Source organism: Caballeronia arvi, assembly GCF_001544695.2.
Classification (GTDB): domain Bacteria; phylum Pseudomonadota; class Gammaproteobacteria; order Burkholderiales; family Burkholderiaceae; genus Caballeronia; species Caballeronia arvi.
The window spans coordinates 1-11,954 of the sequence record NZ_FCOM02000111.1 but is presented as its reverse complement, the minus strand read 5'-3'; the positions used below and the strand labels follow the sequence as shown (position 1 = coordinate 11,954).

12 protein-coding genes and 1 pseudogene are annotated in these 11,954 nt (G+C 60.1%); 8 read left to right on the top strand and 5 right to left on the bottom strand.

The features are described from left to right. Positions 1-904: ISNCY family transposase (locus tag AWB74_RS42155; protein ID WP_143749459.1), on the top strand; the 904-nt coding region annotated here is incomplete at its 5' end. A 345-nt stretch (positions 905-1,249) separates the two neighbouring features. On the opposite strand, the gene AWB74_RS42150 is transcribed toward AWB74_RS42155, so the two are convergent. The 3 genes from AWB74_RS42150 to AWB74_RS42140 form a co-directional block, all read right to left on the bottom strand. After that, the gene (locus AWB74_RS42150; protein ID WP_143749478.1) at positions 1,250-1,507 is read right to left on the bottom strand and encodes a hypothetical protein; all 258 of its coding nucleotides are present in this window, start codon (positions 1,505-1,507) and stop codon (positions 1,250-1,252) included. A 49-nt stretch (positions 1,508-1,556) separates the two neighbouring features. Continuing rightward, entirely contained in the window at positions 1,557-1,772 is a 216-nt protein-coding gene (locus AWB74_RS42145) for a CsbD family protein (RefSeq protein WP_061152455.1), read from the bottom strand. A 464-nt stretch (positions 1,773-2,236) separates the two neighbouring features. Then, positions 2,237-2,791 (bottom strand): hypothetical protein, encoded by a 555-nt coding sequence (locus AWB74_RS42140; RefSeq protein ID WP_061152454.1) that lies wholly within the window; start codon positions 2,789-2,791, stop codon positions 2,237-2,239. Positions 2,792-3,543: 752 nt separating this feature from the next. Between AWB74_RS42140 and AWB74_RS42135 the strand changes: the two genes are divergently transcribed. From AWB74_RS42135 to AWB74_RS42115, 5 genes are all read left to right on the top strand, one after another. Continuing rightward, positions 3,544-4,260 (top strand): YrzE family protein, encoded by a 717-nt coding sequence (locus tag AWB74_RS42135; RefSeq protein ID WP_061152453.1) that lies wholly within the window; start codon positions 3,544-3,546, stop codon positions 4,258-4,260. A gap of 53 nt (positions 4,261-4,313) precedes the next feature. Then, positions 4,314-4,760, top strand: a complete 447-nt coding sequence (locus AWB74_RS42130; protein WP_061152452.1) for a YsnF/AvaK domain-containing protein — start codon at positions 4,314-4,316, stop codon at positions 4,758-4,760. Between the two features lie 50 nt (positions 4,761-4,810). Continuing rightward, entirely contained in the window at positions 4,811-5,677 is an 867-nt protein-coding gene (locus tag AWB74_RS42125) for a YsnF/AvaK domain-containing protein (protein ID WP_061152451.1), read from the top strand. Between the two features lie 164 nt (positions 5,678-5,841). Beyond that, positions 5,842-6,198, top strand: coding sequence for a DUF883 family protein (locus AWB74_RS42120; RefSeq protein ID WP_061152450.1), 357 nt, complete (start codon positions 5,842-5,844; stop codon positions 6,196-6,198). A 178-nt stretch (positions 6,199-6,376) separates the two neighbouring features. Then, complete coding sequence (locus tag AWB74_RS42115) at positions 6,377-6,652, top strand: hypothetical protein (RefSeq protein ID WP_061152449.1); 276 nt, start codon at positions 6,377-6,379, stop codon at positions 6,650-6,652. A 630-nt stretch (positions 6,653-7,282) separates the two neighbouring features. Here AWB74_RS42115 and AWB74_RS42105 read toward each other — a convergent pair. Beyond that, positions 7,283-8,056 carry an inositol monophosphatase family protein gene (locus AWB74_RS42105; protein ID WP_087039533.1) on the bottom strand — a complete coding sequence of 258 codons (774 nt, stop codon included), beginning with the start codon at positions 8,054-8,056 and terminating at the stop codon, positions 7,283-7,285. A 27-nt stretch (positions 8,057-8,083) separates the two neighbouring features. On the opposite strand from AWB74_RS42105, the gene AWB74_RS42100 reads away from it, so the two are divergent. Then, on the top strand, positions 8,084-8,287 hold the full coding sequence (locus tag AWB74_RS42100; protein WP_061152446.1) for a hypothetical protein: 204 nt from the start codon (positions 8,084-8,086) through the stop codon (positions 8,285-8,287). A 32-nt stretch (positions 8,288-8,319) separates the two neighbouring features. Here AWB74_RS42100 and AWB74_RS42095 read toward each other — a convergent pair. Beyond that, positions 8,320-8,895, bottom strand: a pseudogene (locus AWB74_RS42095) (IS4 family transposase); the annotation flags it as partial. A gap of 175 nt (positions 8,896-9,070) precedes the next feature. Here AWB74_RS42095 and AWB74_RS42090 point away from each other — a divergent pair. After that, positions 9,071-11,863 (top strand): putative bifunctional diguanylate cyclase/phosphodiesterase, encoded by a 2,793-nt coding sequence (locus AWB74_RS42090; RefSeq protein ID WP_061152445.1) that lies wholly within the window; start codon positions 9,071-9,073, stop codon positions 11,861-11,863. Positions 11,864-11,954: the final 91 nt, after the last annotated feature.

Here is an 11,954-nt window from a genome sequence, read left to right as displayed (position 1 = left end):
CCGGCTGATGCACTTGCACTTCGCGCCGACCGAATCGACTTTCAGTTATTTCGAGGCCACGCGCGCGTATCTCGAACGCCACGGCAAGCCGGTGGCATTCTATAGCGACCGCGCGAGCGTGTTCTACGTCCACAAGCGCGATGAGACGGCGGGCAAAGGCGTCACCCAGTTTGGTCGTGCAATGTACGAGCTAAACATCGACACTTTTTGCGCCAACAGCAGCCCCGCCAAGGGACGCGTCGAACGGGCTCATCTGACGCTGCAGGATCGCCTGGTGAAGGAGCTGCGGCTGCGTGATATCAGCACCATTGCAGCTGCAAACGCCTTTGCCTGCGTTTTCATGGCGGCCTATAACGCACGCTTCGCAAAGCCGCCAAGAAGCGCGTACGACGCCCACCGGCCGCTGCGCGATGACGAGAATCTCGACGCGGTTTTGACTTGGCGGGTACAGCGTAAGGTATCGGATGCGCTGACGTTGCTGAACGATCGCGTACTCTGGCTGCTCGATGACACGGCAGCGAACCGCAGGCTGATCGGCCGCTACATCGACGTCTGGGAATACCCGGATGGGCGCCTCGAAATCCGCGCTGACGGCAGCGTGCTGCATGCTGTGCCGTACGACAAGCTCGCAGACATCGACCAAGGCGCGATCATCGAGAACAAGCGTCTTGGTCATGCGTTGCAGGTCGCGCGAGCGTTACAGGCGCAGCGCGATAACCGTCGGATCTCAGGCTCGCCGTCTCGCACAAACCGAGGTGCTGCGGTGCGCACTCACAAGCCCTTGCCCGGCACGAAGAAGTCGCGCGCATTCACCCGAGCCGATCTGGACCAAGCAATCGTGCAGGTCGCGCAACAGTCTAAGACGCCTTCAACACCTGGCCAACGCTCTGCTCGCACTCGCTGAACAGTCTGAAACGCCCCGGTCCGATCAAGGCCGTCCTTCAACACTACGTGGATTCAAACCGTTGAAAACAGAGCCAATCACACATCAAAAACACGACATCTGTATTTAGCCGGCGGTACGACATTTCAATTTTGCTTTGACATGGTTAGGTAACCGGAACGTCGGCGACGCACAACGCTTGCTCGTCGAGCATCCGCCGGCGGATACAGTGCTTGCCGCAATTACTCCACGGCAATCTGGCAGATCGCAGCCGCCGCGGCCGCTGACGCCCGCAGACAATTCGGCAAGCTCGAAAACGACCCATCTCTGTCGAAAGCGGCCCACCCCGAGGATTAAAATACAGCTTTACTGTTTTATTTTGCCGGTCGCCTTTCCGTTTGCATCCGCCCCCGAAGCGGCATCCGGCGACATGCCCTTTTCACGTTGCTGCATCAGTGTCGGGCCGCCCGGGGTGCTTGCCCCGCTAGAAGCGCTGTTGGCCGCTTGATTTGTCGTGGCGCCATTCTGAGTCGTCGGTGACGGAGTCTTCTGCATGGTCTGCGCGAACGCGCTCGGGGTTGCCGCTACAAGGAGGAAGCTTACTAGAACTGAGATACGTTTCATGATTGTCTCCAAAGACTACACGGCTTCCCTCGTTCTTGAACCAAACCGATTAGGGTGCGACGGAACCGGGGTCACGATCCACTGCCTCGTTGGCTGCGTCTTTCGCATCCTCTTCGGCGTTGCCGACTTGTTTTCTTGTTTCACCAGCTATTTGCTGTGCGTCGCCCTTCGCCTCCTGCGCGGGATCGTCCCGCATCTTGCCAACGCCCTCATTGATCTTTCCCTTCACCTTCTCTCCGACGCCTTTTACCTGATCTTCATTCATGGCCGTGCTCCGGACGCGCCTGCGGATTGCAAGCGTATATCGCTGCGCAAAAAGGATGCCTTGAAAGAAGGGCCGTCTACAGTGAGACGAGGAGGCGAGAAATGTCGCAATCGGGTTTTCGGACGACCGTCCCGATCGCGTCATGGCTCATCCGCTGGAGCGCCGGGCCGCCACGCTTGACCGAAAGCTTGCGTGGAGCATCGTCGTCAGGTGCCGCTTCATCACGCCGGGTCGCCGCGTGGTGTCTGATCGGGATCGTAGTAGGTGCCCGCGATTGCTACCGGCACGATGCGCTGCCCATGCGCGCGCGGCGCCGTGAAGTGTTCCGTCGTGTAGCCGCGCTTAAGGGTTAGCTTCGCTGCGGTGAGCGTCTCTCAGACCGGCTTCTTTGAGCCCGTCTCTGTGCGGTGAACGTTTCCGGGGCGAGTTGGTTTCGAGGCACGCGCGGTGATCGCTGTCGCGCGTCAATCATCACCGCCCTCCCGGAGGCTGTCTGTCGACGGTGGCGACGGCAGACGCGGCAGGCCCTGGCTCAGCGCCGCTCCCGCATGGGCCATGAAGACATCTGGCCAAGTCGCGCACAGGAATTCGAAGGCCACCTTTGCTTCACGCACTTGATCAGCGAGGCGCGCGTTTTCCTCGGCGATGGCCGATGGCGGCTCGTCGCTGTGACCGTCATCGGGACGGGCCCCATACATCACGCGCTGCACCAGCACGATCGCGCCGCGCTCGACGATGAAGTCAATCACAGGCAAGAACCGAGTCGCCACCGCCAGCGCATCCCCGTACGTTTCCGCGAGCGCAATGATGACCGCCAGTTCGAGGCGGGAGGGTCGAATCGGCAGCAGCGGCAACGCCTGTCGACGCGCGGCGAGCCATGCAGCGGCCGCCCGACGTCTGCGCGTGATCACATCGTCCAGCGCGAGCACGACGCCCGCGACGGCAGCGATCGGCGCGCCGTTGGGCCAGCGGCCGAATCCAACGGGCCTTTCGCGGTCGGGCGGGAAGTCTTTCGGCACGGGCCTCTTCCCTCTGTCGTAGATGGCAACTGGCTTATTCTACTTCTGAGAACCAGGCTGCGAGAGAGTCGCGGGTGCAACGGCCGCTGGAGCAGGCTCCAAAATGCAATGCGCCTGATCATGGCGGGCGCGCGAATCGGAACGCATTAGGCGAACGATCATTGTTGGCTGGAATACGTGATGCGAACCGACGTTGGCTCGCTCACACTAACGATCACAGCACTCAGGCCCAGCTCCAGTGCGTTAAAAAAGGACCTCCGCTTCCATCCGTTCCGCCGATTCCTCCACATTGACGCAAACCATAACGGTCTAAGCGCTCGTCCAACGGCAATCTCGCGATCCATCTTATGGGGCAGATTCGAGGCATAGTGATTGCGTGCAAGGGGGCTCCCCGTGGAGCGACGTTGTATGTGGGTAGTTCTTGGGCCCGTTAGCTCCCGACGACGGGCTCTTCTTTTTGGTGGCATCGCGCCGCTTTCCGTGTCTAGCCGAGCGTTTCTCGACTCGCGTGACGCTTCGACGATTCGCGTGTTAGAGCGGCATCGGGCTGCACAGATCTGAGCGATCTTAAAAGACTGCAATTTGTAAATGAGAATTATCCCTCGTAGCGCGCGCGACTTGCTCTGTAGTGCGAACCCTTCAAAGAACGAGCGCTTGATCGCGTGGGCGATAGGCACAACGCTTGCGCTAAACGGTTGCCAATGCGTTCGGCCGTTGGTTCCTTATGCGTTCACTTACCTACCGAGACTTTCATGAGACTTCTAACGACTCGAGACGGTCTGCCCCGCCTGTCATGGGGCTCAATTATTGCCGGCGTCATTCTTTCGATGATCGTCTACCTGATCATGAGCGTGCTCGGTACGGCGATTGGCGCCTCGTTACTGTCGCCGATGTCGAAACCCGATCCGTTGCATGGGTTCGGGTTCGGGTCCGGGGTCTGGGTCATCGTCACTACGGTACTCGCGGTCTTTGTCGGTTCGTACTATGCAGGCCGCTGCGCACCCGTGCTCGGATGGCTTCACGGTCTGCTGTCTTGGGCTGTCATGACGCTGCTCGTCGTGTACGGCATGACCTCATTGATCACCGGCGCGGTAAGCACGGCCGGTAGTGTCGCAGCGACGACCGCACAAGTCAGCGCGACTGCCGCAAATCAATCCGGCGCGACCCCGTCAATAGTTGACACGGCTAAGCAGCAGGTCCAGGCAGCAGTCGCATCGGCGGCGTCGGCCGCTTCAAGCCCTCAGGCCGAACAGACGGCGCGCGAAACGGCGGATGCCGCCGCACGAAGCGTGGCCAGGGCGAGCTGGTTCTCGTTTGCCGCGCTCATTGTGGGCGCCATCATCGCGATCGTCTCGGGGGGCGCCGGCTTTCGGCATCAGCCGCCATTCGAAGAAAGCGGTGGTACGGCAACCGGCGTCGGTACGCCGCCGGTGCGCGGCCGCGCAGTGCCGCGAGGCGGTCGTCTATGAGGGAGCGGCTTTCTGACAGCGGATGTAACCCCGGTAGTGCCAAGGAGAAGCTAATGCGTGAGGAAGAGACTTCCGGTGCGACACCAGCGCTCGATTCGTATGACGCAGTCCGTGTAGCGGCCGTCAAGGAAGAGATCGCGGTCGACGTCGCAACGGTAGAAACGGGCGCCGTGCGAGTGCGCAAAGTCGTGCATGAAGAAATGCAGCCGATCTCCGTGCGCCTGCGGGCTCGGGAGGTCGATGTCCGGCGCGTACCGGTCAATCGGCCTGTCGAGGAGCGCGATGAGCCGCGGCGGGAGGGCGACACCCTCATCATTCCCATCTACGAATACGTCCCGATTGTACGCATGCAGTTGACCTTGAAAGAAGAAGTGCACGTCAAGACGACCGAGATTGAAGAAGACGTGATCCGGCGCGTGCTGACGAACTCGGAAGAACTCGTCGTCGAGCGACGCGAGGGACCCGACGGCGAGTGGAAGAAGGATCCAAGCGCCGGCTGATGTTTCACGAAGACTTTTGAACCGTCCAACTCAAATTGGGAGAAACTGAAATGGCACAGACAATAATCGGAGTGTTTGACTCGTTCGCGGATGCCGAGCGCGCGCAAAGTCGCTTGGAGTCAGAGGGCATCGCCCGTGCGGACATGGAGGTTCACCGCTCAACGACTGGCGACGCCAACACAGTGAGTGGGGATCGGACGACGCGGTCCGTAACTGATGACACGGGTGAAGACCGCGTTCACGACGGACCGGTTAGCGGCATTGAGCACTTCTTCAAACGATTGTTTGGCGGTAGCGATGAGCCCGAGGAGATTGGGCACTACCATGAAGCGGTTCGACGCGGAGGCGTTCTGCTCTCAGTCGAAGTGGCCGATGAGACGTTTGTGGAACGCGTCCGGGACGCACTGCATGCCGAAGGCGCCGTTGACATCGACTCACGTGTCGCACAGTGGCGTAGCGCGGGCTATACCGGCTATGACCGTAACGCGCCGGCCTACACGGCCGAAGAGATCGCGGCGGAACGTCAGGCGTTTCCGGTCGTTCGAGAGTCGCTCGACGTGGGCAAACGCGAGGTGCAGACGGGCGGCGTTCGGGTTTATTCGCGCGTGACGGAAACGCCGGTCCGCGAATCCGTTAGCCTTCGAGAAGAACGCGCCACCATTGAGCGCAGAGCCGTGGACCGCCCGGCGACGGCGGCCGATCTGAAGGAAGGCTCGGTAGAGATTCGCGAAACGGCTGAAGAACCCGTGATTACCAAGACTGCGCGCGTCGTCGAAGAGGTGGTGGTCGGTAAGGAAGCATCTTCCCGAACCGAGACCGTCAACGATACGGTACGCGGCACCGAAGTTGACGTCGAAAGAACGGCTGTAGCAGACGACAACCCTGCTGTTCGTCCCGTCGATAAGCCGCCTCGTTGAGATTGGCGAAGTGGGGGACAAACGGAATACTCTGCCGTCCCCTGCTTTTCTGGTTTCACCCGCACTGTACTCACGGCGCCTGACCGCGCTTAATAGAGCCCTCTTCGCGTATCGATGCCGCAGCACGGTGCGCTCAATTCTCGAACACCCTTTTGGAGGATGTCATGGCGAACGCCGACGGTCCCGAACCGGTCAATTCCCTCGTCACGAAGGAGCCTGACGAGACCAATAAATCCCCCACCAGCGCGAATTCGGACGCCCCGCAAGCAGAGACGAAGCCAACCGCAAACGGCGGGGAAAGCGACTTCCGTGAAGCATCGCAATCGTGGGACGCTAAATCTTCTGGTGGTGATGCACGCGCCAGCGCAAAAGAAAGGCTCGCTGATATGAAGGATGCCATGGTGAAGAACTACCGGGCTGCGAGCGACACGACAGATGATTTCGTGCACGAAAATCCCTGGAAGGCAATTGTCATGGCTGGATTAGGTGGTTTGATTGTTGGCATGCTCGTTTCGCGTTAGACAGATGCGAGGGGACGGTGACGAGGTCGCGCGCCAGCTTCGCTCCCTTGCGGGCTAACTGACGTGCCTGTGCTATGGTGCACGGAACGTCGTGAGCGCACCGGCGGCAGGACTGGACAGGACCAAGGCCTTCAAAAGCTACGACTTCCCAAAACCCTCATATAAAGAAGATACACGAATGGCCGAGTTTGAAGGACTGGACAAGCTAACGCGCCAACTCGAGGAAGCGTCGCGCGCCTGTCAATCACTAGGCGGAGAACTCGCCCGCATCACAGTCGTGCCTGGCGATCGGGCAAGCGTGCAGGCGGCGATCCAGCAGGTCGAAGCGATGATCGATCAAAAGGCGAAGTGCTTCGAGGGGAACGAGCTTGTGGAATCGATAGTCCGGCAAATCAAGAAGCGGTATCGCGCCGAACTTATCCGGCGCGGGCGCGTCCCAGACGTTGAACTTTAACTGCAATCCTCGCGGTCCCTGTCGCCTTTGTGAAGCGAAGAACGCCAACGTCCCGCGGTGTCTCGTACCGCGAGCGCACCGTGATCGCACATCACAGCGGTCGCGACATCGTGCGGCATCCTGTCTGTCAACCTAGCGACCAATAATGTCCGCTCACGAGGCTTGGTGTGTCGTTCTCCCGCGGCAAAATCGGGAGCGGCGAGCTGCCAGTTCGGTCCGCTAAATCGTCGCGCCCCGCTCACGACTCCGAGGTGTTCACCGTGCGCCACGTACTCCGCCCGATCGCGGGCGCGCATCTCGGGGTGCGGTCCAACGCTCCTGGTTTCCGTATGGCGGCGAGTTGCCCGCGCATACAGTTGCCCATCGTCGCATCGAAGTCCTCGCGCCTGGAGCTCGCGAAGAGCCTCATCGGCTTCACCATATGACGAAAACAGCGCGACGATCGCGTTGGCGTCTTTCATTTGCTGGTCACGGAGGTCCAGGAGCTGTGCACCGCGCAACGTCCTTTTTCAGATAGACAATGGAACCCGTTCGCTCGTCTGCAGAAGACCTGTTTCCATAATAGGTCAATGAACGGCACGCTGCGCGAGCCGACGAGCCGAAAACTCAAGTAAGGTCGACGCTGTTGCTTCACCCTCGCGGCTGGCCAAGCCACCGACACGCCTCATCGTGCAGCGATTGGGTCGCAGCCGCAATGATGTCGCCTTGGAAGGTCTCGTCGATAGCATTGCCAGCCCATGTTGTCACGATGCCACCCGCCCCCTCGATGACCGGAACGATCGCCATGACGTCGTGAACCTGCAGGCCATCTTCGACGACGAGATCGACGTGACCTGAAGCGAGCATCGCGTAGCCATAGCAATCCGTGCTGAAGCGCGTGACGCGCACTTCGCGCGCAAGCCCCGCGAACGCCCGTGCAGCCTCGCCTGCAAACATCCTTGGGTCCGTCGAGCACAGCCGGGCGTCGCGTAAATGAGCGCACGCACTGACCACACACGGTTCGCCGTTGCGCGACGTTTGATCGGCTACCCCGATCCATCGCTCGCGCATGGCTGGTGCCTCAACCATTCCGCAGACCGGCCGTCGATCCTCAAGCATTGCGACGAGCGTGCCGAACAGTGGCAGGCCGGTCACAAAGCTCTTGGTACCATCGATCGGATCGATCACCCAGCATATGCCGCCCGCAATGCGCCCGCCCTCCTCCTCGCCGACGAGGACATGGGTCGGGTAGCGCGATGCGATCATCTCCCGCAACCGTCGCTCGATGGCGCGATCCGCCTTCGTGACGGGCGTCGCGTCGGACTTCGTTTCGACGTCGATTTCTGTACGGAAGTGTTGCATCGCGAGAGCGCGCGCTTCGTCGCCCAGTTGGTTCAGAAATGGCTCGATCTCGGTCAGCCTCACGTCGTCCTCCCTCTGCATAGTGAACGGATGCGCAAAACTCTCGCCTGCGCTGCCGCCGAGCGGCTCGACCGCGACCCGATCGCCGAGTGGCTGCAGCTGACCATCGCTCTTCGTAATGCCGCTACTTCATCTGGTGAGGGACGCGACAGTGCCTCCGTTGTGCAGGTTCCGCTGTACGGCGCGGTGCCCACAGTCGAGAACTGTCCCGCTGAGCTTTCTCTTATCACGTGATGGCGCGCTTAACGCATTTGATTACACATGAGTTAGTCGCCCAGTTCTCGGGCGTATCTGAGGCCGGCGGCGAAATCTGTCACTCGCTGCAGGCCTTGCCAGATAGTCTTGACTCCAGGTTCGCCGTCGCCTTTGCGCGCCAAGAAGCCGCCGAGCAAGGCGACCAAGCGCACGACCTCATTCAGACGTGGTGAGCTCTTCGCGGTTTCTTCTTGTTGAGAATGAATGCCGCGCGCCATTCATCTCGCTCGAACAAGAGCGCTGCATCCAGGTCCGGGCGAGTCCGACCGAGTCGCATCAACCGAGCAATGCGCCATGCCACCACCAGGAACAGCGCCAAGGCACGTTCAAGCCGTGCCATCGATGCGAGTTGCAAGGCCTCGACCCGACGGCCGTTCTTGAGCACGTGAAAGAAAAGTTCAACCTCCAGCGCGCGCGGTACCAGTCAATAGCTGCGCTGCGGCGTCAAGGTCGTGCCCCTCGCGGTTACTCAGCAGTCGCCATTCAATCGGCTTGACGCCCGCTGGAGGGTCAACTTCCCGGGCGATGATGCAAGTGGCACTCACTACGCCGCCTGCAGCATCTTGCGATCCGACGTTAACGGCCCACTCATCGGATTCTTGAATAGGCATTTGTACGATCAAGAGTGCGTCATCCGGCGCCATGGGTCCTGCTGGGCGCGAGCGCGAGCTGCAGGCGGGCGACAGTAGGAGATGGCTTCCTAAAATTTTCGCCGATTCGGCCGTTAAACAAGTTGGCTGAGTTTAGAAGAGTAAATCGAAGGTGAGTGCCATAAACAAACGGCGATTTCTGCGACGCCCTGAAATCACGTCGAAGCACTACAAGGCGTCGATCATCCTCGCATTGATCTGTGCTTTAGCGCTGACGGTCGTTGCCGGAACCATTGGCATGATCGTGAGGGCGCGCGACACCGCCGGGGCGTCGTTGCACTACGCAACGTCAATCCAGCGTGATCTCGAGACCTTACTGGCACTTCATACCGACGCAAACGCCGATTTCTTGAAGAGCGTTGCTATAGCTCGCATTGGCACCGAGGCATGGCCGGTCGCTCGTGCGGCGGCAGCGCAGGTGCTATATGACAGGCTCGACTCGGCGTACCACGACCCAATCCTTGGTTCCGCGGACGGCCAAATCATCGATGCGCTCAGGAGGCGCAGCGGACTGTGGCTTTCACAGTTGGACGATGTTTCGCAACACACATCGCAGCTCGGGTCGAGCGTCGCCGTCGACAGTCGACTCCTTCTGACCGCGAACGCTTCGCTGCATTGGATTACGGGACAGATTGCCGGCCTCCACGCGCGCCAGGAAGTGCTGATCGCAAACATGCAGGCCGACGCGGAGCATCGCCTCGCCCGCGAGCGAGTGGCTTTATTGCTTGCGGGCGTCACGGCAGTCGCGTTCCTCTGTCTGGCGATTCTGGCGGGGCACCGGGAATCGCTCGCGAAAGCGAAGTCGGGGATTGTTGCTCACGAAGCGGACGCGCGCTTTCGCGAGTACTTCGAGCAACATCCGCTCGCCATGCTCATCTACGACGTTGAGACGCTGGAAATTTTGACTAGCAATGCCTCTGCGCAGCAACAGTATGCCTATACCGCCGATGCTTTCCGAGGTTTGTCTGTCGCCGCGCTGCGCCCTCAATCAGACGTCGGCGAGTTCATGTGCGACCTGAGGCGCTTTCGTCAATCGTCCGCGCGAAGCGGCAGCGCTGGGCTGCGTCGGCACGTCCGTGCTGACGGCACGATGATCTATGTACAAGTGTCGTTCCACTTCCTGCGCTTCGCCTCAAGAGAGGCGTGCTTTATTACTGCGGTCGAGGTCACCGAACAGGAGCGTCTAAGGCTTGAGCTCAGCCTTCGCGGTCGAGCACTGGATGCGGCACTCAATGCCGTGGTCATCACACGCAGCGACGGCGATCGTCACATCGTTCACTACGTGAATGGCGCATTTGAACGCATCACCGGCTTTGCAGCATCGGACGTTGTGGGCAATGACTTCTCCGTTGTCATCCGTGGCGTTGCTCCGGGCGAAGCGCATTGCCTGCTTCTTGATGCGCTGACAAACCGAACCGAGTTCGCCGGTCAGTTGCTCACGGCGAAGCGCGATGCTGCACCTTTCTGGGCGCAGTGGCACGTCGCGCCTGTCGTCCACGACGATGCAGGTGCAACACACCTCGTCACGGTCTTCAGTGATGTGACTGAGTTGATGACTTCCCGAGAGCAGTTGCGTCGTCAGGCCAAGTTCGACGCACTCACCGATCTGCCTAACCGATATGCATTAAACGCGGCGCTGGATCGTGCCGTCGAAAATGCGCGCAACATGAACGCATCTGTTGCATTGGCGTTTTTCGACCTAGACAATTTCAAGGACATCAATGACACCCTCGGACACGCCGCGGGTGATCGCTTGCTGCGCGAGGTCGCGTTACGATTTGAACGGTATGCGGGCCAAGATCTGTTCGTTGCGCGCTACGGCGGCGACGAGTTCGTGGCGGTGTTTCCGAACGTAACCGATGCGTCAGTGGTTGACCGGTCCGTGTCGGCATTGAGAGCGACTGTCGCATCGGTAGACACCTGCGGGAACGAGTTCAAGGTCGACGCAAGCGTGGGGGTGGCCTATTTCCCGCGAGATGGCAACACTCCCGATGTGCTGCTTAGACATGCAGATTTGGCGCTCTACCGTGCTAAGCGCGACGGTGGCAATTGCGTTCGACGCTTTGAAGCAAGCATGCGCGATGCGGCTCATGAACGTTTTGCCCTATCGACAAAATTGCGCAACGCACTGAAGCAGCGCGAGTTCCTGCTCTACTATCAGCCTCGAGTGCAGCCTGCTTCACGACAAGTCGAGGGGTTTGAGGCACTGCTGCGTTGGCGCGACCCGGAACGAGGCCTCGTGAGCCCGTCGGAGTTTATTTCCCACGCCGAAAAGACCGGACTCATAGTCGACATCGGTGAGTGGGTGCTGGCTGAGGCTTGCAGGCAAGCGGCCACGCTCGCCGCTACTCAGTCGCCCGTAACCTTCTCAGTCAACGTCTCGCCGTTGCAGTTCTCGCGTTCAGATTTCCCGCAGCTGTTGGCGCGAACGTTGCGCGACACGGGACTGCGGCCGTCTCTGCTGGAAATCGAAGTGACAGAGGGCGTGCTCATGGATCCCGCCGCGCTGCCTGCATTGCATGCGGTTCGCGCTTTGGGCGTTCAGGTAGCCATCGATGATTTTGGTACCGGCTACTCAAGCTTGGCGTACGTGCGCAGCTTCAGGGCTGACACGCTGAAGTTGGACATGTCTTTCGTAAGGGGCATCGGCCGTTCGAAGGAAGACGAAGCGATCGTGAAAGCCATCCTTGGGCTAGGAGAAACGTTGGGAATGAGGGTTGTTGCCGAAGGCGTCGAGACTCGCGAGCAGCTTGAGTTCGTGCTTCGTCACGGTTGCGATGCGATTCAGGGATACTATTTCGGGCGGCCGATGCCAATGGCCGCCATCAGCGAATTCCTCCGTAGTTTCGGTACATTAGCTGCAGGCGAGGGACGTTCGGAACTCGAAGGTCTCGTGCAAAACTAGCATCGGCGTGTTACGTGTATTAGCCTAGACCGCATCTGACAGGTAGTCGGAGAAGCAAAGGAAGAAAGCGGTTTAATGAGGGATCAGTTTC